The sequence below is a fragment of the Proteus sp. FME41 genome (assembly GCF_014897315.1).
Taxonomy (GTDB): Bacteria; Pseudomonadota; Gammaproteobacteria; order Enterobacterales; family Enterobacteriaceae; genus Proteus.
Map to the genome: position 1 here is coordinate 24,905 of NZ_JABUYL010000016.1, position 22,484 is coordinate 47,388.

21 protein-coding genes are annotated in these 22,484 nt (G+C 39.7%); 14 read left to right on the plus strand and 7 right to left on the minus strand.

The window, feature by feature from the left end; all coding sequences use genetic code 11:
- Position 1: 1 nt before the first annotated feature.
- Positions 2–2,110 carry an ATP-dependent DNA helicase DinG gene (dinG, locus tag INT04_RS14470; protein WP_193016802.1) on the minus strand — a complete coding sequence of 703 codons (2,109 nt, stop codon included), beginning with the start codon at positions 2,108–2,110 and terminating at the stop codon, positions 2–4.
- A 256-nt stretch (positions 2,111–2,366) separates the two neighbouring features.
- Between dinG and INT04_RS14475 the strand changes: the two genes are divergently transcribed.
- The 4 genes from INT04_RS14475 (at position 2,367) to fabZ (ending at position 4,861) form a co-directional block, all read left to right on the plus strand.
- On the plus strand, positions 2,367–3,275 hold the full coding sequence (locus INT04_RS14475) for a LysR family transcriptional regulator (RefSeq protein ID WP_193016803.1): 909 nt from the start codon (positions 2,367–2,369) through the stop codon (positions 3,273–3,275).
- A gap of 90 nt (positions 3,276–3,365) precedes the next feature.
- Positions 3,366–4,247, plus strand: coding sequence for a dihydrodipicolinate synthase family protein (locus INT04_RS14480; RefSeq protein ID WP_193016804.1), 882 nt, complete (start codon positions 3,366–3,368; stop codon positions 4,245–4,247).
- Complete coding sequence (locus INT04_RS14485; RefSeq protein WP_193016805.1) at positions 4,198–4,455, plus strand: hypothetical protein; 258 nt, start codon at positions 4,198–4,200, stop codon at positions 4,453–4,455. Before INT04_RS14480 ends, INT04_RS14485 begins: the two co-directional genes overlap by 50 nt.
- A complete protein-coding gene (gene fabZ, locus INT04_RS14490) occupies positions 4,436–4,861 on the plus strand; it encodes a 3-hydroxyacyl-ACP dehydratase FabZ (protein WP_193016806.1) in 426 nt (141 codons plus the stop codon). The genes INT04_RS14485 and fabZ overlap by 20 nt, the downstream gene beginning before the upstream one ends.
- A gap of 62 nt (positions 4,862–4,923) precedes the next feature.
- On the opposite strand, the gene INT04_RS14495 is transcribed toward fabZ, so the two are convergent.
- Together INT04_RS14495 and purB are read right to left on the minus strand one after the other, a co-directional pair.
- Positions 4,924–6,312: an MmgE/PrpD family protein gene (locus INT04_RS14495; RefSeq protein ID WP_193016807.1), complete on the minus strand. Its 1,389-nt coding sequence runs from the start codon at positions 6,310–6,312 to the stop codon at positions 4,924–4,926.
- 80 nt (positions 6,313–6,392) lie between these two features.
- A complete protein-coding gene (purB, locus tag INT04_RS14500) occupies positions 6,393–7,760 on the minus strand; it encodes an adenylosuccinate lyase (protein WP_193016808.1) in 1,368 nt (455 codons plus the stop codon).
- Positions 7,761–8,162: 402 nt separating this feature from the next.
- Between purB and metC the strand changes: the two genes are divergently transcribed.
- The 4 genes from metC (at position 8,163) to sseA (ending at position 12,046) form a co-directional block, all read left to right on the plus strand.
- Positions 8,163–9,338 (plus strand): cystathionine beta-lyase, encoded by a 1,176-nt coding sequence (gene metC / locus INT04_RS14505; RefSeq protein WP_193016809.1) that lies wholly within the window; start codon positions 8,163–8,165, stop codon positions 9,336–9,338.
- A gap of 35 nt (positions 9,339–9,373) precedes the next feature.
- Positions 9,374–10,741: a C4-dicarboxylate transporter DcuC gene (gene dcuC / locus INT04_RS14510; protein WP_193016810.1), complete on the plus strand. Its 1,368-nt coding sequence runs from the start codon at positions 9,374–9,376 to the stop codon at positions 10,739–10,741.
- A gap of 263 nt (positions 10,742–11,004) precedes the next feature.
- Positions 11,005–11,190 (plus strand): hypothetical protein, encoded by a 186-nt coding sequence (locus tag INT04_RS14515; protein WP_193016811.1) that lies wholly within the window; start codon positions 11,005–11,007, stop codon positions 11,188–11,190.
- Between the two features lie 13 nt (positions 11,191–11,203).
- Positions 11,204–12,046: a 3-mercaptopyruvate sulfurtransferase gene (gene sseA / locus INT04_RS14520; RefSeq protein ID WP_193016812.1), complete on the plus strand. Its 843-nt coding sequence runs from the start codon at positions 11,204–11,206 to the stop codon at positions 12,044–12,046.
- Between the two features lie 77 nt (positions 12,047–12,123).
- Here the strand turns inward: sseA and INT04_RS14525 are convergent, their stop codons facing one another.
- The 3 genes from INT04_RS14525 to rhlE all read right to left on the minus strand — a co-directional run bounded on the left by INT04_RS14525 (position 12,124) and on the right by rhlE (position 14,950).
- Entirely contained in the window at positions 12,124–12,372 is a 249-nt protein-coding gene (locus tag INT04_RS14525; RefSeq protein WP_193016813.1) for a GlsB/YeaQ/YmgE family stress response membrane protein, read from the minus strand.
- 202 nt (positions 12,373–12,574) lie between these two features.
- Entirely contained in the window at positions 12,575–13,507 is a 933-nt protein-coding gene (gene dusC / locus INT04_RS14530; RefSeq protein ID WP_193016814.1) for a tRNA dihydrouridine(16) synthase DusC, read from the minus strand.
- 9 nt (positions 13,508–13,516) lie between these two features.
- On the minus strand, positions 13,517–14,950 hold the full coding sequence (gene rhlE / locus INT04_RS14535; RefSeq protein WP_193016815.1) for an ATP-dependent RNA helicase RhlE: 1,434 nt from the start codon (positions 14,948–14,950) through the stop codon (positions 13,517–13,519).
- A gap of 372 nt (positions 14,951–15,322) precedes the next feature.
- On the opposite strand from rhlE, the gene cecR reads away from it, so the two are divergent.
- From cecR to INT04_RS14565, 6 genes are read left to right on the plus strand one after another with little or no spacing between them, the layout of a single operon-like run.
- Complete coding sequence (gene cecR / locus INT04_RS14540; protein ID WP_193016816.1) at positions 15,323–16,021, plus strand: transcriptional regulator CecR; 699 nt, start codon at positions 15,323–15,325, stop codon at positions 16,019–16,021.
- An 11-nt stretch (positions 16,022–16,032) separates the two neighbouring features.
- On the plus strand, positions 16,033–17,019 hold the full coding sequence (gene hlyD, locus INT04_RS14545) for a secretion protein HlyD (RefSeq protein WP_193016817.1): 987 nt from the start codon (positions 16,033–16,035) through the stop codon (positions 17,017–17,019).
- 14 nt (positions 17,020–17,033) lie between these two features.
- Positions 17,034–18,803, plus strand: a complete 1,770-nt coding sequence (locus tag INT04_RS14550) for an ATP-binding cassette domain-containing protein (protein WP_193016818.1) — start codon at positions 17,034–17,036, stop codon at positions 18,801–18,803.
- Positions 18,796–19,947, plus strand: a complete 1,152-nt coding sequence (locus INT04_RS14555) for an ABC transporter permease (protein WP_193016819.1) — start codon at positions 18,796–18,798, stop codon at positions 19,945–19,947. Before INT04_RS14550 ends, INT04_RS14555 begins: the two co-directional genes overlap by 8 nt.
- A gap of 13 nt (positions 19,948–19,960) precedes the next feature.
- Positions 19,961–21,070, plus strand: coding sequence for an ABC transporter permease (locus INT04_RS14560; RefSeq protein ID WP_193016820.1), 1,110 nt, complete (start codon positions 19,961–19,963; stop codon positions 21,068–21,070).
- A 29-nt stretch (positions 21,071–21,099) separates the two neighbouring features.
- Positions 21,100–21,540 carry a glyoxalase gene (locus tag INT04_RS14565; RefSeq protein ID WP_193016821.1) on the plus strand — a complete coding sequence of 147 codons (441 nt, stop codon included), beginning with the start codon at positions 21,100–21,102 and terminating at the stop codon, positions 21,538–21,540.
- A 136-nt stretch (positions 21,541–21,676) separates the two neighbouring features.
- On the opposite strand, the gene INT04_RS14570 is transcribed toward INT04_RS14565, so the two are convergent.
- A complete protein-coding gene (locus INT04_RS14570) occupies positions 21,677–22,387 on the minus strand; it encodes a Bax inhibitor-1 family protein (RefSeq protein ID WP_072070555.1) in 711 nt (236 codons plus the stop codon).
- Positions 22,388–22,484 lie beyond the last annotated feature (97 nt).

A 22,484-nucleotide genomic window follows, 5' to 3' on the forward strand; every position in this document is an offset into this window, starting at 1 on the left:
TTTATTTTATTTTAGGTATATCAGGCTGATAAATAGGAAAAACCGGTAGTGCGTTTAATAAACGAGAACCATAATTCTTGGTTAATAAACGTCTATCATAAATCACAATTTCACCACGGCAATGATGACTACGAATAAGACGCCCAACTTGCTGAATTAAATTAAATGATGCACTTGGTAAGCTTTGGACTTCAAAGGGATAACGTTTTAAAGATTTAAGCCACTCACCTTCTGTTATAATCACCGGATCAGTCACGGGCGGAAAGGCAATCTTATGAATATGTACCTGTGTTAAATAATCACCTTTTAAATCAAGCCCTTCAGCAAAAGATTGTAACCCTATCAACACACTATTATCACCCGCATCAATCCGTTTGCAATGTGTTTCAACTAATCGATAGCGAGGTTGATCACCTTGCACTAATAAACACAAGCGTAAATCTTTGACTTCATCTAAAAAACCCTCCATTGCCCGTTGGCTACTAAATAAAACCAGTTGACCTCGGTGGTTATTCTCTTCCATTCCTTGTCGAAAATATTGTGCCATCTCTTTTAAGTGTTCACGTTCATGGCTCATTGTGGGCTCATAGTGCATTTTAGGGATCACTAATTTGCCTTGTTTTTGATGCTCAAAAGGTGAGGATAAACTCATAAAGCGATCATCAAAATGTTCACTCAACCCAGTTAGCTCTTGAATACGCGAAAAGCTATTTAAGGAACGTAATGTGGCGGATGTAATAACCACATGCGGGATATTTTTCCATAATAATTGCGTCAGTTGCTCGCTGACTCGAATTCCTGCGCAATGAAAATAGAGATGTGACTGTTTTTTATCGTAACGACGTGAGAGCCATTTCGACACAGGAGCTTTGGAAGTCTGTTCTAACGTTGCTAGACGCCACAATTTCGCCATATTTTCTAAATAACCGACCATTCTGCTAGTGGTTAAAATGGCACGGTGTAAACGCACAACATCTTCTTTGGCAGTACGTTCTGTTAAATCAGTCAAAATAGCTTCACCTAGCATTTTTAAGCCATCCGTTAGCTTAAATAAGGTTTGGCAACTTAACAGAAGTTGTTCAGGTAATTGACCTAACGGGAAGAGATATTCATCTTTCTCACTGCGTTCAGGTAATAATGCCCGCGCAAAAGTATCAACCTCTTGATAGGCTTCACGTAGCTTCGCAATATGTGCATCAAAACGAATAGGATCAGCCAATTTAGGCGGTTTTACAGGAATAAATTGCGCTAAATATTGGCTAACATGGCGCGTGATATTATCAAGTTGGTTATTAAGAGAAACTAAGGTAATTTCCCCTTCTACTTCTAGCGCATCTCGTGCAACATCTGGAATATGATGCCCTTCGTCTAGCACTAAAAGTAGATTTTTTGCATCAGGTAATACTGACTCACTTTCCATTGCCGCCATCACTAAAGCGTGATTGGTGATAACGACATCCACTTCATCAATTTCTCGTCGAGCAATAAAGAATGGGCAGCGATGATAATATTGGCAATTACGCCCTAAGCAGTTCATTTTATCAGTGCTAATTTTGCGCCATAAACTGTTAGTTAATGCTCGTTTATGGTGATCACGCAAACCATCCCAACCAAAGCTTGTAAAATCATTTTTTAGCTCTTGGCAAATTTCTCTTTCTGCACTGGTCGCCACATCCACTTTGTCTTCTAGCAAAAACATTAAGTCAATTTGTTCGCCTTCAGTTGCACAAATTGCCTCTAAATTACGCGGACATAAATATCGCCCACGACCAAAAGCTCCTGTAAACGTGAGATCAGGAATGATTTTTTTAAGTAAGGGGAGATCTTTACTGTAGATTTGATCTTGAAGTGCCACATTCGCGGTACTGATAATCAGAGGTTTTTTCTCATCACGGCTAATCGCAATGCCCGGAATAAGATAAGAGAGTGTTTTACCCACCCCTGTCGGGGCTTCAATCACCAAATGACGTCCCATTTCATCAGAAAAAGTCTTGGCCACTTCAGCGATCATTTCACGCTGTGGTGCACGCGGAATAAACCCTTCTATATGCTCTGGTAGGGCTTTATACCACTGACTTATTTGATTTTTAACTGATTGAGAAAGGGACATAACCACTCTACGACTGATTTTAAGAAAGGCGCCATTGTCTCATAACACTGTATAAAAATCAGTAGTTACCTTCATTTACGATCTTTTTTCATCAAAGAATGGATAACGTCTCGAAATTATTGAGCTTTGTTATAGATTATTAATTCAACTCTTCATAGTATGAGTATTGATTACGTAACATCTAAAAATAGCTTTATAAAAAAATATGATTTCTTGGCTTCATTAAATACAACAACACCTGTTAAGAGACACAATAATGACCTCTGCAAAGCGCCCTATTTTTAACTTAGAACTTGATTTACTCCGAACCTTTGTTGCTGTTGTCGATGGAAATACCTTTGCTGCAGCCGCAGAATCCGTTTGTCGTACACAATCTGCCGTCAGCCAGCAAATGCAACGACTTGAATCACTCATCGGTAAAGAGCTTTTCGCTCGGCAAGGCCGAAATAAAACACTGACCGACGCAGGAACACAACTTCTTAATTATGCTCGCCGCATTTTACGCCTCAATGATGAAGCGTGCCTTTCATTAATGCATGAAGAAATCGATGGGATCTTAAAAATTGGTTCTCCTGATGACACAGCAAACACAATTTTACCTGATCTACTTGCGCGTTTTTCTGGGGCATACCCCCGCCTTATTATGGAAATTATTGTTAAACGTAGCCCGTTTTTAATGTCAATGTTAGAAAATAACGAACTTGATTTAGCCATTTCCACAGAAGAACATGTAGGGTATCCCAAAATTGTCCTACGAGTTTCTCCTTCATTATGGTATTGCGGAAAACATTTCAGATTTGATCTGGATGAGCCTCTGCCATTAGTGGTACTTGATGAGCCCAGCACTTACCGAGATATGATGATAAACCATCTTGATCAGCAAAGTATTCGTTGGCGAATTGCTTATGTTGCCACCACCTTGTCAGGCGCAAGAGCCGCAGTACGTGCAGGTTTAGGTATTATGGCGCGTTCAATTGAGCTTGCAGGTGATGACTTGCGTATTTTGGGCGAAAAAGAAGGTTTACCCGCCTTACCCGCAATTAGCTATAACCTATATCTCAATGCCAATAGTCCAGGAAAAGCCGCTCAAATACTGTTTGATTCATTGAAAAATGAGCAAAATGAAGTAATTAATCACGCTGATATAACACTTCAACAAGAATAAAAAAGCAGACCCTATACAAAAAATACCATTGATAATCAAAGTAATAATAGAAGTAATAGAAAAGTAAAACCACAAAACAGGACACCGATTATGACCCAATTTCATGGCATTTTTCCTTACCTTGTTTCCCCTATTGATCAAACAAAAGGGACTATTCTTGAAGCGTCATTACGTCGCTTAGTGGAGCATTTAATCTCGTGTGGCGTTCATGGTTTAAGCCCATTAGGTAGCACAGGTGAATATGCTTATCTCTCTCAAGCGCAACGTAATGAAATTGTGCGTATCACTGTTGATCAAACTGCGGGGCGTGTTCCTGTTATTGCGGGTGTTGCTGGGTTTTCAACCGCAGATGCTTGTCATCAAGCTGAACAATACGCCCAATTAGGTGTAGATGGCATGGTACTGATTTCACAAAAAATGTATCCATTAAGTGAAACCGCTCAAGCAGGCTATTTCCAAACTATCGCTGACGCATTTCCTGAAAAATCGATGACAATTTATACCAATCCGGGGCTCTTGGGGGATGTTCTACCTATCTCTTTATTCAATGAGCTTAGCTATATCCCGAACATTGAATATATTAAAGATGCGTCAAGCAATACAGGTCGCTTACTCACCATGATCAACACCTTTGGTGAACGCGTTAAAATCTTCAGTGCCTCTGCGCATATTCCCTTGCTTGTGTTAAAACTGGGCGGTGTTGGTTGGATGGCGGGCCCTGCTTGTGTATTACCAAAACAATGTGTCGAACTTTATGAATTAGCCACCAAAGGTGATTTTAATACCGCATTGGCAAAACAAAAAGAGATGTGGCAAATCAACGAGGCCTTTACTAAATATTCGTTGGCATCATGTATTAAAGCCTCTCTTAATATTCAAGGCTTTGACGTGGGCTCACCTATTTTACCGCAAGAGCCTCTGAATGAAGCAGCAATGGCTGACCTACGCCAAATTATTGCCCGCCTCAATTAATAAGCTATTCTTATTTAGTGATAACAAAGACGGAATATCTCTCTATGCTCGTCTTTGTTCTCTCTTTAACACCAATTTCTCATTTAAAAACACGCAGTACTACTGTACGGTATTGAATAAGAATGGAATAATAGCGACCATTGCCACAACACTGTGCCTGTTCTATCACCATAGCGAGGAGAAAAAGTATGCCCATTTCCGTCAGTGAAATAATGGAAATATTACCTCATCGTTATCCATTCTTATTAATTGATCGCGTCATTTCTGAGCCCGCTGAACTTGCCAACGGCAAATTAACGGCAATTAAAAATATCACTACTAACGACACTGTTGTTTTTGGTGAATATTATCCTCCTTTATTACTGCTTGAAAGTATGGCTCAAGCGGCGGGTGTTCTCGCTCATTACTATCTTTCCCCAATGGAAGAAGGCCAGCAATGCTACTTTGCTAGCATAAAAAATGCGCGGTTCTATGATGTCGTCAAAGCGGGAGATCAACTACACCTTGATATTCAATTTCGCCGACAGCGCCGCACAATTGTCAGCTTTTTAGGTGTCGTACGTATTGGCGAAAAAGTGGTTTGTACATCAGAATTTATGTGTGCAAGACAATAAAAAAAGGATTGGCAGACAAAACCAATCCTTCACTTAATCATCTTGTTTACTTTATCTTTGGCTTAACGTGTTGCCTCTTTAATTTGCAATAATTGTGTTATCTCAGAAAGCATCACATTATCAAAATTCAGTACCTTTTTAACCAGCAGCCTTGATTGTGGAGCCTCTATCGCCAATAAGGCATTATCATAAAATTTACTGATCACATCTTCATCTGTCATTGGGTTTTTCGGGTTACCATACTGAATATCTAATCTTTCGGTGATCTTCTCGCCATTCTTTAATGTCACGAAAATTAATCCCGGAAAATAGATTGGAAATGGAATTTCGCCTTTTTCAGGATAACGATAACTCACTTTTTTCGCTAACCGTTGAATATCTTCACGTTGTAAATTTTCTAAAGATAACGACGATAATGTTAGCGCATTGTCTAAAAAACCCGCTGCAAATAGCCATGGCAAACTAAATTTTGCCCCGTAAGCCGTTTGAGGTGCCCACTTGGTTTCAAGTGGCTCACAAATTAACGCCGCTGCGACAGGATCAACCACACACTCCACACTTTCAATATCATCCGCTGTGATACCTTTTTTCAATAAATGACGCCCACAATCAACGGTTGCATGGGCAAAATGACACACAGGATATGGCTTAATAGAAACATTTAAGAATTCCCATACTTTACCCAATCCTAATGTCACTTGTTCTGGTTGTGCTAGCTCTCGAATACCATGGGTTTGATAAAGGCTATAACGACCTTCAAATATGGTTTCAGGGCCTGTCATTCCGCCTTTTGCTAGTGACGCAGCAATAATACCGGATTGTGCAGCCCATCCCGCATGAAAGCATTTAGAAGACGAACTATTAGTCAAATACTCCGCCACACCGCCCGCTTGGCTTCCTGTAAGCCCTAAAGCATTCACCGTCTGTTCTGGTGTCAATTTCAATAGCGAGGCAGCACAAGCCGTTGCGCCAAAAATCCCAGCAATGGCTGTGGCGTGAAAACCACGTTGGTGAAACCCACTATGACTTGCTAAGCCTACCCTTGCAGCAACTTCCCAACCAATAACCCACGCCGTTAAAATATCTTGTGATGACGCACCGATAGATTCACCTAATGCAAAGGCAATAGGCGTTAATACCGCACTACCATGTGCAATAGAATCTGTATGAGTATCATCAAAATCTAATGCATGTGACGCAATACCATTGGCAAGTGCAGCCACTGTTGTGCTTGTTGTGAGTGAACTGCCCCAAATAGGAATAGTCCCTTGTCTGTCAGGTAAGAACGTGACACCTTGACGACTTTGAATCGCACTTTGTTGCACACTGCCAGCAAGAGCAACACCTAATGTATCTAATAAATGTATTTTTGCTCGCTCAACAACTTGCGCAGGTAAATCAGAAAACGTTGTTGTGGTAATAAATTGGGCTAATTGCTGACTTAATGTCATAAACACCTCGAAACAGATAAGAAAAAGCCAGCATTTCACCGGCTTTTAGATAATAAGAAGGTTGAATTCCGTCAAGTCACTTAATCATTTAACCAACCAGATGCTTTGGTTTGTGCTATTACACGATCAACTTGTGCTGGTGCATTCCCCACATAAGTGGTTGGATCTAACAACGCATCAAGTTCTTCTTGGGTGATGTGATCACGAATGCGAGTATCACGATTAATTGCCTCAACAAAGGTGATACCCTCTTCTTGTCCAGACATTGAGGCCTCATACACAATTTCATGTGCCGTTTGTTTACCTGCTTTATCAGATAATGCAAACATCACACGCTCTGCCAGCATAAAGCCCCCCAAAATATCCATATTTTCGCGCATTTTCTCAACATGCACGTTTAACCCACCTAATACGGTTTTCATATTATCGAAGATAACAGAAAGCATCAGGCACATCTCAGGCATGATTTTCCATTCCATTTTCCAGATGGCACCATCGCGCTCATGTTGATGTTTCATCATGTCTGTTAAAACAGAAAGGTTGGCTTTTAAGGTATTGCTCACACAAGCTGCATTTTCAACAATTGCGGGATTACGCTTATGTGGCATGGTAGAAGAGCCGACTTGCCCTTTACTGAAAGGCTCTGATAATTCACCCAGTTCGTTATGGGCTAATAGCAAGATTTCATTGGCGATTTTGCCTAATGTACCGCTAATTAAGCCTATTAGCATGCCATATTCACTGAATCTATCACGCGCGGGCTGCCATGAAATTTCGGGTACCTCTAAGCCTAAACGTTTTAATACACGTTCTTCTAATTCATCAGCTTTATCACTTAAAGAGGCTTTAGTTCCTACCGCACCGACCACACTGCCAACAAATAAACGAGACTCAACTTCTTTAAGACGTTGATAATGTCGCGCTAACTCTGTCAGCCAAATCGCCGTTTTATGACCGAAAGTAATAGGTAGTGCTTGTAATGCTAATGTGCGTCCTACCATCGGCGTATTGCGATGCTGTTCACTCAATGAAAGTAATGCTCGGCCTACTATTTTAATATCACGCAAAAAAGTGTGATGCGCTTCTTTTAGTTGGAGTACTAGGCCGGTATCCATCACATCTTGTGTTGTGGGTCCAAAATGGACATATTCACCATAATGTTCAGGACAAGCATGCTCTAAACCACGAATAGTGGGTACTAATGGATGACGAGTTAAACGGACTTGTTCTAATACATAATCCATATCCAGTTTTTCAAGCTTCGCGGTATCGGCAATCACCTCGGCAGCCTCTTTGGGGATCAATCCTAATTCGGCTTGCTCAATCGCTAATGCCGCTTCATAATCAAGCCAATTTTGCATTCTTGTTTTATCAGAAAAAATAGTTCTCATCTCTTCTGTTGACCATAAATTTTTTAATAAAACCGAATCGAAAACGCTGGTTCCCATAATTACTTCCCCTGTTTAAAAATAATAAAGAAATCATTTTTTTAATCAAATGACTTGTTAGATTCTTATTTTATTTATGCAATATAATCTCAACAAAAACACTTTGATAATTTTAATCTAAATCCAAATATTTCTAATCAATTAAAAAGTAACATTAATTCAATAAGTTATAAATAACGTTTTATTTATTAGTTATAACTTTTAAATCTTAAATGTTATTTAAGATTTAATTAGAATAATTAATGCTAAAAAGTTAGAGGAAGATCATCATTTTTAGAAAATAGCTATTTTAAAAATAAATAAGTTTGTTATAAATAATAGAAACAAAATAAGCACAAACAGTAATTAAGTATTTTATTTAATTACCAGGGAACTCTATTTTTATATTTGGAGATATAAATAATGAAACGAAATAAACAAACAAAACTAATACACAGCGGACGTCAAGAAATTAAAACCTCTGGCCCCATTAACCCCCCTGTAATGAGAGCAAGTACCATTGTTTTTGACTCAATTAAAAGCTGGCGTGATGTGCGTGATCGTCGTGCCACAGAACGTGTATTGAGTTATGGCGCTCGGGGTACAGAAACCGCATTTGCACTTGAAGCGTTAATTACTGAATTAGAAGGCGGTCATCGTGCTCAGTTATTTCCTACCGGATTAGCTGCGATTGCGGTGACCATTATGGGATATGCACGCAGTGGTGGACATGTTTTATTTGCCGATTCTGTTTATGAACCTGTGCGTAAAATCGCCTCTGCTTTTCTTGAACCCAATAACATTGCTTATAGCTTCTTTAAAACTGATGGCTCAGATTTTGAACAAAAAATTCAATCCAATACGCAACTTATTTTTGTTGAATCACCGGGTTCATTACTTTATGAAATGCTCGACTTACCTGAAATTTGCCGTATTGCCCATGAGAGGAATATCCCTGTTGGTGTTGATAACACTTGGGGTTCTGCATGGCTTTATAACCCTCTAGAGTTAGGTGCAGATGTCTCTGTTATCGCAGCAACCAAATACTTATGTGGTCACTCTGATGTCATGATGGGCATTATGATTGCAAATGAAAAAGCATGGGAAAAAATTGGCGCATTGCCAGAAGCATTAGGCCAAGCCAGTAGCCCTGACGATGCAGCATTAGTCCTTCGTGGTATGAGAACGTTAGGTCAACGTATCGCCGCTCATGGTAAATCTGCACTCGCAATTGCGCAGTGGTTGGAAACCCGTCCTGAAGTTGAAAAAGTATGGTTCCCTGAATTGCCTAATCACCCTCGTCATGATTTATGGAAACGTGACTGCAAAGGCAGTAATGGGCTATTAACCATTGAATTTAAACAAAAATTCACCACAAAACAATCAGAACAATTTATTGATGCCCTTGAATTATTTGGCATTGGTGCATCTTGGGGCGGATTTGAAAGCTTGGCATTGCCGGCCAATGTCGTTGGCGCAAGAACAGCGTCTAATTGGCGTGAAGGTCATGGCCCTTTTGTGCGTTTACATGTCGGCCTTGAAGCAACGGATGATCTGATTGCAGATATTACACAAGCGTTTACAGCACTAAACCAATAACAAAAAAATATTGCATCACTACCGGGGAATTAACTATGACAGGTTTAATCATTGCCGCGCTGGTAACAGCGTTGGTGGTTTATCTACTGGCGCGAGGTTATAAACCTCAGCCAGTATTGTTACTCGGGGGGTTACTGCTGTTGCTCCTGACGGCGTCTCTCGACCTGAATCCGTTATTACCAGAAAATAAGACCACTCAATTTAAGTATTTTGATGTCTTTCAAATCTTTACGGATATTATGAGCTCACGCTTAGCTGGCCTAGGTTTAACATTGATGGCAATTGCGGGTTTCTCTCGTTATATGGAACATGTCGGCGCAAGCCGTGCTTTATTTGCTATTTTTGAAAAGCCTTTAAAAGCCATAAAATCACCTTATTTATTATTGGTGATTTCATTTCTAGTGACTCAAATCTTGGTGATTTTTATTCCTAGCCATGCTGGTTTAGGTATGTTGTTAATGGTCACCATGTATCCAATACTCATTCGTTCAGGTATTAGTCCACTTTCTGCTTTAGCCGTGATTGGATGTTGCCAATTTATCGACCATGGTCCTGGCTCTGGTAATGTGATTATGGCAGCAAAAACAGCGGAGATTGAACCTGCCGTCTATTTTGTTCAGCACCAGTTGCCTATTACTATTCCTATTATTATTGCTGTTGCGATCACTCACTTCTTTATTCAGCGCTGGTGGGATAAACGTGAAGGTTTTGTCTTTGACCCAACGACTATTGATGTCGTAAAAGAAGAAGGCAGTAAAATTCCATTATCGTATGCCTTATTACCTGTTATTCCTTTAATTCTGATTATTGGCTTCAGTCCTTTGCTACACCCTTATATTAAATTAGAAGTCACCACAGCAATGATTATTAGTACCGTAATTGCACTTCTTTTTGAATATGTTCGCTTACGTGATGCAAAAGCGGTGATGAACAGCTTTATGTTGTTCTTTGAAGGTATGGGTAAACAATTTGTTTTAGTGGTATCTCTGATTGTATCGGGCGAATTCTTTGCTAACGGTTTATTAAAAAGTGGTGCTGTTGATACGCTAATTAGCTCTGCTCAAGATGCGGGTTTTGGCATTGCCGCTATGATCATTGTCATGAGTGCTATTCTTGCATTAGCCGCATTTTTAATGGGCTCAGGTAATGCAGCATTCTTCTCATTTGCTGCCTTAACGCCCAAAATTGCTGCCTTCTTAAAAGTGGATGTTATTACCTTAATTTTACCCATGCAAATTATGACCAGCTTTGGTCGTACTGTTTCGCCGATTACTGCAGCCATTGTCGCTATTGCAGGGATCGCGAATGTTTCACCATTCCAAATTGTTAAACGTACAGCTATTCCTATGGCGGTTGCGGCAATAGTGAATTTGGCAATGACATTCTGGTTTTTATACACTTAATTAAGTGGCGTTACCCCTTCCCTTAAACTTATTTACTCCTGAGTTTAAGGGCTTTTTCTTATCATTGACTGTAACCTTTGATTGAAATAATTAACGTCAACATTAACTCTAAACAGGCTATTTATTTTTTATAAATAGCCTGTTTATTTATCTATTCCCCCCGTTGGTGGCCACTATCATTTGTCGATTAAACGGACTTAGCACTTGTTTCAACTTCATATCTCGATATACTTTTGCGCAACATTCATCTGCAAATGAACCTTATGAAAAAAATAATTATTGTGATTATCGCGCTACTGGCTTTTGGTTCTATCGGAGGGGTTTTCCTTGCGGGATTAAATATCTATACACGCTCCACCACACCGATAGAAACAGAAAAAACGCAACCTGAAACATCCCCGACACAGCAATTTCCAGCTATCCCAGACAGCTCACCTTCTGCTAAATAAATGAGGTCGCACCGTGGAATACAATTACTTTGTTACACCCAAATGGCTATTTGAACATCAGAACGAGAGTGATCTTGTGATCCTTGATGTCAGTGCACCAATGCCAACCCAATGCATTGACTACCAAGCACTTTATCTTGAACGCCATATTCCTCATGCCCATTTTTTTAACCTTGACGAAGTCGCCGATAAATCCACGACACTGCCCCATATGTTGCCATCTGATGCACTGTTTTCAGAAATACTAACGCAATTAGGGATCACCAATACCACGACGGTTATTCTTTACGATCAAGGTAACTTATTCTCCGCACCAAGAGGCTGGTGGACATTAACAACATTAGGTTGCCGTAATGTACGAATTTTAGCGGGTGGCTTACAAGCATGGGTAGATGCAGGTTTTGTGACAGAACAAGGTGAGGCAATCAAAGTACCAGCACGGTCTCCTTTTGTGGTTGAACGTCACACTCAACGTTATGCCAATAAACAGCAACTTCTCGATAATTTAAACACTAAACAAAAACAGATAGTTGATGCGCGCTCTGCTGATCGTTTTTATGGTAGAGCACCAGAACCTCGCCCAGGCCTACGTAGTGGGCATATCCCTGGCAGTAAAAATGTGCCTTGGAATGAGTTAGTGGTTAATGGGCAATTAAAAGAGAAAACAGAATTAAAACAAATATTTGAGCAAGCGGGCGTTGATTTATCACAGCCCATTATTGTTACCTGTGGCTCTGGTATGACTGCGGCAATTTTATTTTTAGCGTTAACTGTATTAGGTTGCCAATCCATTGCACTTTATGACGGCTCTTGGGCGCAATGGGGTGCTGAAAGTGCCCTTCCTTGTGTATGTTAATTTAATCTGTCTGTGCCTTAAAAAAGTAAACCCGCATTAAGCGGGTTTATTATCAATATCTATTTGGTGTAAAGGTATTAACTTGCAAATATTTTGGCAAGATAGAGCACAACAATGGCACCAATTACAGCGACAATAAAGCTACCAAAGTTAAAGCCATCCACTTTACCTTTACCAAAGAAGCTACTAATTGCACCACCGACAACTGCCCCCACAATACCTAAAATACAAGTCCATATCAGACCAATATCATAAGAGCCCGGCATTAAGAATTTCGCCAAAATACCCGCGATCAGACCAAAGATAATCCAAGCAATAATTCCCATATTTCCCCCTAAAATAGTCTTGATATAAACAACATACCTAAAAAATGTCACTTATTGAGTGTAAGTCGAAAAAGTAATTTTTTCCAATTATTGGAGATAAATGACATGATATTTAGGATAAATAGAGGGATTATTTCTTAATGAATAAAAAAATAGCGCTGATTAATTAGCGCTATTTTTATTGAATAAGATTATGTTTAAACTATAGAGCCTCTATTGCCACTGCAATTTCTGGTGAAGTTTTTAGTATTCTTATTTGCCTAAATAAATCATCAGCTTCGGTGTACTCTTTTCGTAAATAGCTAAACCACTGTTTAATACGTGATGCGTGGTAAATTGTCGTATCACCGCGCTTTTCTAAACGAACATAGCGCTTTAATAATTGAATAACCTCAGGCCATGGCATTCTTGTTTCAATACCTTTAACAACGCGGCTTAAGTTAGGCGTGTTCATCGCACCACGACCAATCATTATCGCATCACAACCCGTTGTGGCTAAACAGGCTAATGCATCTTCACGGTTCCAGATTTCACCATTGGCAATCACAGGAATTGAAAGTCTTTGGCGAATATCACCAATAGCTTGCCAATTGATTTTTTCAGCATTATAGCCATCTTCTTTGGTTCTACCATGTACCGTAATTTCAGTAGCACCACCTTGCGCCACAGCATCAGCAATTTCATGACTATAAGCAGAAGAATCCCAACCCAGTCTGACTTTGACTGATACAGGTAATTCTAAAGGTACTGCACTGCGCATCGCTTTGGTTGCTTGATAAATTGTTTCTGGTTGTTTTAAAAGTGAAGCGCCACCCCCACTGCCATTAACTGTTTTTGAAGGACAACCACAGTTTAAATCCACTCCCCAAGAACCTAACGAAACGGCTCTATTGGCATTTTCCGCTAACCACTGAGGATGTTGCCCTAATAATTGTACTCGTACAAGTGTTCCACTTTTCGTGCGACTTTTTGTCTGCAATTCAGGGCATAAACGATAAAACGCTTTGGTTGGCAGCAATGAATCAACAACACGTACAAACTCAGTAATACAGAGATCATAATCGTTAATCGAGGTGAGTAACTCTCTCACAAGGGGGTCTAAAACCCCCTCCATTGGCGCTAATAGAACTCGCACTTTTTAACCTCAAAACTCTTTTCTAGCTTTTGCCCAAGGGCTTTGATTGTCACTACTTTCATCACTTTTACGTGAACGACGAGGCCCTAATTTACCAGTACGAGAGCCATCTTTATTGCGATAGTTTTCTTTACTTTTATTACGACCGCCTTCTTTACTTCCTTCGCTATCACCCTCTTTACGAGCATTATTGCGATTATCTTTACCACGAATATCTGCACGACCATGGCTACTGCCACCGCCGCTTCTACGTGGTGCATTATTTTTTGGTTTTTTATGCAAAGGTGCCGCTTTAATTGAAGGGTCAGGATCATAGCCTTCTAACGCTAAACGCGGAATTTCGCGTTTTAATAAACGCTCGATATCAGCTAATAAACCATGTTCATCAACACAAACCAATGAAATAGCTTTGCCTGTTGCTGCGGCGCGACCTGTTCTACCGATACGGTGAACATAATCTTCTGCTATTTGTGGTAATTCAAAGTTAACAACATAAGGCAGTTGGTCGATATCAAGACCACGAGCCGCAATATCCGTTGCCACTAAGGCTTTTAATTTACCGTCTTTAAAATCAGCTAAAGCGCGAGTTCTTGCACCTTGGCTTTTATTGCCATGAATAGCGGCTGATTTGATGCCATCCATATTTAACTGTTCAGCAAGCTTATTAGCACCATGCTTAGTACGTGTAAAAATCAGTACTTGTGACCAATTTTCTAAACCAATCAGATGTGATAACAGTTCTGTTTTACGTTTTTTATCCACTAAATGGACATGTTGTTCGACAGATTCAGCAGCCGAATTTCGAGCTGCCACTGAAATGCTGACTGGATCGTTTAATAATGAATTTGCCAACCCAGTGATATCTTTAGAGAACGTCGCTGAGAACAATAAATTTTGGCGTTTTTTAGGTAATTTATTGATCACACGACGAATATCGTGGATAAAGCCCATATCTAGCATGCGATCGGCTTCATCAAGGACTAAGACTTCCACACGAGAAAGATCAACCGCATTTTGATGTTCGAGATCGAGTAAACGCCCAGGGGTTGCAATAAGCACATCCACGCCACTGCGCAACTTCATCATTTGTGGGTTAATACTCACTCCACCAAAAACCACAAGTGAACGAATCGGTAAATAACGGCTATACGCTTTTACGTTCTCAGCAATTTGCGCAGCTAATTCACGTGTTGGTGTTAAAATTAACGCTTTAACAGGCTGGCGACCTTTGGTTTTTTCTGTTGATTTAGTCAACTTTTCCAATATTGGTAATGTAAAAGCCGCTGTTTTACCTGTCCCTGTTTGCGCACTTGCTAATACGTCTTTACCCGCCAAAATTGGCTCAATTGCCTGCTGTTGAATAGGGGTTGGGGTTTTATACCCTTGTTCATCAATAGCGCGGAGAAGCGCCTCACTTAAGCCAAGCGATGTAAAATCGGTCAAAACAGTAGTCTCCTACAACCAGAACGTATAACACGGTGATTGAAATTAAAAATGACGAGCTTTCATACTGTCAATCTATAGGTATTATTACGCTATAGGTACTATCATTTATTAGTAAAAACAGTAATGAAAGAGAATGAACCTTGTTAGGTTAACCTAATAACCCCCATTCTAACAGTTTTTGCTATATTCAGAATACAAAAATAATTTTCAATAATAGATAGCGTTTTTTTATTACAAATCAGCTTTATTTGATTATTTATTACAAAATTTTCCTATTGTTCAATATCATCTAATATAATACGCCTTGTTATCGCTGTTTTTAATATCATTGGTTTTGTTACATTTTACTTAAGTAAGGTATCTTCTATTATGTCAGAAACCCATCAGAAGACGACACGTGGTGAACTAGCAAAACGACAATTATTGGAAGCGGCATGTGAAATTTTTGGTAAAAACGGGCCCGATGCCGCCACAACACGCCAAATTGCACAAGCTGCTCAACAAAATATTGCCGCTATTGCTTATTATTTTGGTTCAAAAGAAGGGTTGTATCTTGCCGTTGCCCAACATATCGCAGATTTAATTCGTCTTGATTTTGAACCGACTGTTATCATCCTTGACGAATTTCTTGAACGACCAAATCCAACAGAACATCTTCCATTACTGCAAACGCTTATCACGGATAGTTTCTTGCAATATGCCCAACTGGTGCTTGATAAAGCGAATATTCACCTTAGCCGTATTATGGCAAGAGAACAGCTTGTTCCCACTGAGGCCTATTCCCTTATCCACCAGCAAGCATTATCGCCACTTTTAACACGTGTAAATAAATTATTAGCAATTTATATTGGTTTAGATGCCTCACTTCCGACAACAATGCTACACACTCACGCTATATTAGGAGAAGTGTTATCATTTCGTTTAGTGCGGGAAACCATTCTAAGACAAACAGGATGGGATAGGATTGGTAAGAATGAGTATCAGATTATCTCCAATACGTTAAAAACGCACATTACTTTATTACTCAATGGATTAAGAGAGATTTACACTCACCCACATCATGCATAAATAGAGTTATTATGAAAACTAAAAAAGTCAGCTTCTTTATCATCTTAATGATTATTATCGGTCTTGTTGCAGGTATCTATTATTATGAAGAAAACAAAGAGTCTGAATTAGTGCTCTATGGCAATGTCGATATACGTACCGTAAACCTGAGTTTTCGTGTTGCGGGGAAATTAGATTCATTACACGTTGATGAAGGCGCTCCTGTTGAAAAAGGCCAATTACTCGGCCAACTTGATGACGCTCCTTATCGTAATGCCCTTAACAAAGCTTATGGTGAGCGTGACAGCGCTATTGCTGCATTAGCGTTAATGGAGGCAGGCTATCGCACTGAAGAAATCGCACAAGCGCAATCTGACGTGTCATTAAAACAAGCAGCTTGGCAATATGCAGAGAATTTTTATAAGCGTCAACAAGATTTAGCTCATCGTAAAGTCATTTCAGCCAATGAGTTAGATAGCGCAAGAAATAATCGCAATCAAGCCTCGGCAGCCTTAAAAGCAGCCCAAGACAAGTTAAATCAGTATCAAAATGGATATCGAAAAGAAGATATAGATGCCGCTAAGGGGCAAGTCATGCAGGCTAAGGCCGCTGTTGCTCAAGCAGAATTAAACCTTCAAGACACTCAATTAATCTCACCTTCACAAGGTACCGTATTAACTCGAGCTGTTGAACCTGGCACCATTTTATCTGCAGGTAATCCCGTATTTACGGTGTCTTTAACTAACCCAGTTTGGGTTAGAGCGTATATTAGTGAAACCCACTTAAGTGAAGCAATCCCTAATCGGGAAGTCTATCTCTACACTGATGGACGCAAAGATAAGCCTTATCATGGCACTATTGGTTTTGTTTCACCGACAGCAGAATTTACGCCAAAGAGCGTTGAAACCCCTGAATTAAGAACCGATTTAGTTTATCGACTCCGAGTAGTTGTCACTGATGCTGATGACGCATTACGCCAAGGCATGCCTGTGACCCTAAAATTTGCACCCACTCATTAAGTGGGGAGCAAAAAATGGAACATACTGATTACACAATTAAACTACAAGGTGTTGAAAAACGCTTTACTGGACTGGAAAACCCTGCGGTTTCTGCATTAACAGCCACCATAACGGGTGGCTCTGTCACAGGATTAGTGGGGCCTGACGGTGCGGGAAAAACAACACTAATTCGCATGCTTGCAGGGCTATTAAAACCAAATGCAGGTGATATTCGTATTTTAGGAATGGATCCGCAAAAACAAAGCGTGGATGTCCGAGCGATCCTTGGCTATATGCCACAAAAGTTTGGTCTTTATGAAGATTTAACCGTATTAGAAAATCTCAATCTTTATGCTGATTTAAAAAATGTTGTCGGTGATGAGCGCAAAAAAGTCTATCAACAGTTGCTCACTTTTACCGATCTCACACGCTTTACTTCTCGCCTTGCGGGCAATCTTTCTGGTGGGATGAAACAAAAACTGGGGCTGGCTTGTACCTTATTAGGAAGCCCTAAAGTCTTGCTGCTTGATGAGCCAGGTGTCGGTGTTGACCCTATTGCACGCCGTGAGCTTTGGCAAATGGTACATGCTTTGGCCAGCGATGGTATGTTGATACTGTGGAGCACCTCTTATCTTGATGAAGCAGAACAATGTAAAAACATTCTCTTACTTAACAAAGGAGAGTTACTTTACAGTGGCATTCCTCAAGATTTAACAGCAAAAATGACAGGTCGTTCTTTTCTACTCAATGTTGAAGGTCATCAACGTAGAAAAGTATTGCAACAAGCCATTATTCAACCTCAAGTCACTGATGGCGTTATTCAAGGGCAATCTGTCCGTTTGATCTTGAAAAAGCAGAGTAATCAAACTGAATTACTAAGTGCTTTGGGTAAACCTGATGCAAAGCTTATTCCCGCTACACCGCGTTTTGAAGATGCTTTTATAGATTTATTAGGAGGTGGCCCTTCACATAAGTCTGAATTAGCTGAAATTATGCCTCAGATCCCTTCTGCACCTGATGAAACCGTGATTGAAGCACAGAAATTAACCAAAATGTTCGGTCAATTTGCAGCAACCGATCACGTTGATTTTCAAGTTAAACGCGGTGAAATTTTCGGTTTATTGGGACCTAACGGTGCAGGTAAATCAACGACATTTAAAATGATGTGTGGTTTATTAGTCCCCACTAGCGGTAAAGCGCTGGTGTTAGGTATGGATTTAAAAGAAAGCTCAGGTAAAGCACGCCAACATTTAGGTTATATGGCACAAAAATTCTCACTTTATGGCAATTTAAAAGTGGGACAAAATTTGAAATTCTTCTCTGGTGTCTATGGCTTACATGGCAAACAACAGCGAGATAAAATCAACGACATGATAACTGCGTTTGGTTTACAACCCATGGTAAACCAAATCACAGATACCTTGCCTCTTGGTTATAAACAACGCCTTGCCCTCGCGTGTTCATTAATGCACGAGCCCGATATTCTCTTTTTAGATGAACCCACATCAGGCGTTGACCCCTTAACGCGAAGAGAATTCTGGCTACACATTAATGGCATGGTTGATAAAGGCGTAACCGTGATGGTGACGACTCACTTTATGGATGAAGCCGAGTATTGTGATCGTATTGGTTTAGTTTATCGTGGAAAAATTATTGCCGCAGGCGAGCCAGACTCACTGAAAAAAAGGGTTGCCACTCAAGAAAACCCAAACCCATCCATGGAAGATGCTTTTATTGGTTTAGTGTTGGATTACGATAAGAAACTTGAACGTGAAAATGATAAAGGGAGCGAAAAAAATGCGTAATGTAGCTCAATCCTCTCATGCCCGTTTTTCTTGGCGTCGCTTATACGCACTGTGTTTAAAAGAAACAAAGCAGATTACCCGTGATCCCAGTAGTGCCTTAATAGCGATTGTCATTCCGCTCACCTTGTTGTTTATTTTTGGTTATGGCATTAATTTAGATTCAAGTAAGTTAAATGTTGGCATTTTAACCAATCAGCAAAGCCAGCCTGCACAAGAGTTAGTTTATACGTTTACCAATTCACCTTATATCAACGCAACCATTAGTGATAATCGCCAATTATTAATTGATAAAATGCAAGCGGGACAAATTCGGGGCATCGTGGTTATTCCTGTCAATTTTGCAGAGTTACTGGCTCGTCCAGATACACAAGCGCCTATTCAAGTGATCACCGACGGCAGTGAACCCAATACCGCAAACTTTGTGCAAGCATATACCAAAGGTGTTTGGCAAATTTGGCTACAACAACAAGCGATAAGTAAAGGTATTGATACAACGCCTTTAATTGAAATAGAACCTCGCTATTGGTTTAATCCTGCGGCAATAAGTCAGCACTATATTATTCCGGGTGCTGTGACCATTATTATTACTGTAGTGGGTGCTATTCTCACCTCTTTAGTCATTGCCCGTGAATGGGAACGGGGCACGATGGAAGCCCTGCTTTCAACTCAGATAACACGTACCGAACTTCTCCTTTCAAAGCTTATTCCTTATCAAATTTTAGGTAGCTTTGTCATGGTGTTATGTATGGTGGTTACTGTCTTTGTATTGGGCGTGCCTTATCGAGGATCACTGTGGATTTTAGCAGGAATTACATCGCTCTTTTTAGCGACAGCGTTAGGAATGGGATTGTTAATTTCTACACTGACACGTAATCAATTTAATGCTGCTATGATTTCCTTAAATGCCGCCTTTTTACCCGCGATTATGTTATCTGGTTTTGTGTTTGAAATTGATAGCATGCCATTCTTTATTCAAGTGGTAACCTACTTTATTCCTGCGCGTTATTTTGTCAGTAGCTTACAAACATTATTTTTAGCAGGTGATATTCCGTTGATATTAATGCTAGATATGTGGTTATTAATCGTATCGGCAATATTTTTTATTGGCTTAACGGCGTTAGCAACACGTCGTCGATTAGATTAAAGGGAGAGTGTTTATGTTTTATCGCCTTCTCACCCTGATAATGAAAGAGTTACAGTCATTATTACAAGAGCCTCAAACTCGCATTATTTTAATAATGCCCGTTATCTTTCAAATGATCTTATTCCCTTTTGCTGCCACATTAGATGTTACCAATGCCTCTATTGCTATTTTTGATGAAGATAACGGTAAACACTCTATTGAGTTAACTCAACGGATCGCCAAAGCGAGTGCCTTTTCTAAAACATTGTTACTGAAAAATGAGCATGAAATAAAAGAAACCATTGATAACCGCAAAGCGCTTTTATTAGTTCGTTTTCCACAGAATTTTAGTGCTGATTTAGAAAGTCATGTTTCTGCTAAATTACAAATAATCCTAGATGGTCGAAATTCTAATAGCGCACAAATTGCTGCTAATTATGTGCAACAAATCGTACAAAATTATCAAACTGCATTAACGGGAAATACGCCCTCTTTACTGAATAAAACAGAGTTGGTTGTCCGTAATTGGTATAACCCTAATTTGAATTATAAATGGTTTATTGTGCCTTCTTTAGTCGCACTGATTATTACCATTGGTGTGATGATAGTCACTTCACTTTCTGTTGCTAGAGAGCGAGAGCAAGGCACATTAGATCAATTATTAGTTTCGCCATTATCAACATGGCAAATTTTTGTAGGCAAAGCGGTTCCAGCAATGGTTGTGGCTGCCATTCAAGGTACTATTGTATTGATTATCGGGATATTTGGTTATCAAATTCCCTTTTCAGGCTCGCTACTTCTATTTTACTTTACCATGCTTATTTATGGCTTATCGCTGGTGGGATTTGGTTTATTAATCTCGGCATTAAGCTCAACACAACAGCAGGCTTTTATTGGTGTATTTGTATTTATGATGCCTGCCGTTTTATTATCAGGCTATATTTCCCCCGTAGAAAATATGCCTATTTGGCTACAACATGCCACTTGGATAAACCCTATTCGTCATTTCACCGATATCACAAAACAGATTTACCTTAAAAATGCCGATATCACTGTAATATGGCACAGTTTATGGCCTTTATTGGTGATTGCAGCAGGCACAGGCTCCTTTGCGTATTATCTTTTCCAACGGAAGATTGCTTAAAACAATAGCAATTAATTTAAAGGCATTTTATGACACCTTTTATTTTTGATATCAATGTTCTCTTTGTTGCGGGTTTTGGCCCTATTACCCGCGATAATGCACAAAGCCAGCTTTTTTATAAAGATGCGCTTAACCTGCCATTAAAGCCTATGGAAGGTAATAGTGATTATTTATCAACATCGGAAGGTGAATTAAACGGTGTTAAGCACTTTGCATTATGGCCATTAACACAAGCGGCGATATCTTGCTTTGGTAATGAGGTTTGGCCGAACAATTTGCCAATTCCTCAATCGTGGGTTGAATTTGAAGTTGAAGATATTAATACGGCAACTCAAACCTTAAAACAAAAAGGCTATCAACTGCTGGTTGATAATCGCGTTGAACCTTGGGGGCAAACAGTCACACGCTTATTAAGCCCTGAAGGTACTTTAGTGGGGTTAACTATTACACCTTGGCTGCGAAATAACTAAGCTTCATTCTATTTCAATTGTGTGCAACAGAAAAATTCTCTTAATAAAAGCAAAAAAAATCCCACAACTTATAAAGTGATGGGATTTATTTTTTATGCTGTTTTTAAACTACGTTTATCCGCAAATATCGTTAAAATTAACGACGATCGCCTAAAATACGCAGTAACATTAAGAACAGGTTGATGAAATCTAAATAAAGCGTTAATGCACCCATAATTGAGTAACGGCGCATATTTTCTTTATCTTCTTGGTTAATCTCATTACCCATATCTTTTAATTTTTGGGTGTCGTAAGCAGTTAAACCTGCAAAAATTAACACACCTGCGTAAGAGATAACCATGCTCATCATTGAGCTTTGCATAAAGATATTAACGATAGAAGCAATAATGATACCGATAAGCCCCATAAACAGGAAGCTACCCATACCCGTTAAGCTACGCTTAGTCGTGTAACCGTAAATGCTTAATGCACCAAACATTGCCGCACAAATAAAGAATGTGCTCGCAATTGAAGAGGCGGTATAAAGCAGTAATACGCTTGAGATAGTCACACCCGTTAGCACAGAATAGAGCATAAATAATGAGGTTGCCATTGCACCACTCATTTTATGGACCATACCTGATAACACGAAAACTAACCCTAATTGAGCAATGATCAGGCCAAAGAAGACGATCTTGCTTGAGAAAATCATTGATAATAATGCTTCGCTTGATGCAACGTAGAATGCAACAAACGCAGTTAATAACAGACCTACAGTCATCCAACCATAAACCTGAGCCATGAAGGTTTGTAGGCCAGAACCTGTGCGCTGTACGATTGAATCATTTGAACGTGAAAATCGATCCATGATGATTACCCTTTAATCATAGTGATAACGTTAGGTTTAACGATAACGTTTATTTCAGTAAAGAGCCCATAGTCGGCTCATTAGAATTTAATTTTAT

Excerpts from the sequence above, each read along its gene's own strand:
- dinG (WP_193016802.1), bottom strand. The coding sequence starts at position 2,110 with ATGTCCCTTTCTCAATCAGTTAAAAATCAAATAAGTCAGTGGTATAAA.
- INT04_RS14475 (WP_193016803.1), top strand. The coding sequence starts at position 2,367 with ATGACCTCTGCAAAGCGCCCTATTTTTAACTTAGAACTTGATTTACTC.
- INT04_RS14480 (WP_193016804.1), top strand. The coding sequence starts at position 3,366 with ATGACCCAATTTCATGGCATTTTTCCTTACCTTGTTTCCCCTATTGAT.
- INT04_RS14485 (WP_193016805.1), top strand. The coding sequence starts at position 4,198 with ATGAAGCAGCAATGGCTGACCTACGCCAAATTATTGCCCGCCTCAATT.
- fabZ (WP_193016806.1), top strand. The coding sequence starts at position 4,436 with ATGCCCATTTCCGTCAGTGAAATAATGGAAATATTACCTCATCGTTAT.
- INT04_RS14495 (WP_193016807.1), bottom strand. The coding sequence starts at position 6,312 with ATGACATTAAGTCAGCAATTAGCCCAATTTATTACCACAACAACGTTT.
- purB (WP_193016808.1), bottom strand. The coding sequence starts at position 7,760 with ATGGGAACCAGCGTTTTCGATTCGGTTTTATTAAAAAATTTATGGTCA.
- metC (WP_193016809.1), top strand. The coding sequence starts at position 8,163 with ATGAAACGAAATAAACAAACAAAACTAATACACAGCGGACGTCAAGAA.
- dcuC (WP_193016810.1), top strand. The coding sequence starts at position 9,374 with ATGACAGGTTTAATCATTGCCGCGCTGGTAACAGCGTTGGTGGTTTAT.
- INT04_RS14515 (WP_193016811.1), top strand. The coding sequence starts at position 11,005 with ATGAAAAAAATAATTATTGTGATTATCGCGCTACTGGCTTTTGGTTCT.
- INT04_RS14525 (WP_193016813.1), bottom strand. The coding sequence starts at position 12,372 with ATGGGAATTATTGCTTGGATTATCTTTGGTCTGATCGCGGGTATTTTG.
- cecR (WP_193016816.1), top strand. The coding sequence starts at position 15,323 with ATGTCAGAAACCCATCAGAAGACGACACGTGGTGAACTAGCAAAACGA.
- hlyD (WP_193016817.1), top strand. The coding sequence starts at position 16,033 with ATGAAAACTAAAAAAGTCAGCTTCTTTATCATCTTAATGATTATTATC.
- INT04_RS14550 (WP_193016818.1), top strand. The coding sequence starts at position 17,034 with ATGGAACATACTGATTACACAATTAAACTACAAGGTGTTGAAAAACGC.
- INT04_RS14555 (WP_193016819.1), top strand. The coding sequence starts at position 18,796 with ATGCGTAATGTAGCTCAATCCTCTCATGCCCGTTTTTCTTGGCGTCGC.
- INT04_RS14560 (WP_193016820.1), top strand. The coding sequence starts at position 19,961 with ATGTTTTATCGCCTTCTCACCCTGATAATGAAAGAGTTACAGTCATTA.
- INT04_RS14565 (WP_193016821.1), top strand. The coding sequence starts at position 21,100 with ATGACACCTTTTATTTTTGATATCAATGTTCTCTTTGTTGCGGGTTTT.
- INT04_RS14570 (WP_072070555.1), bottom strand. The coding sequence starts at position 22,387 with ATGGATCGATTTTCACGTTCAAATGATTCAATCGTACAGCGCACAGGT.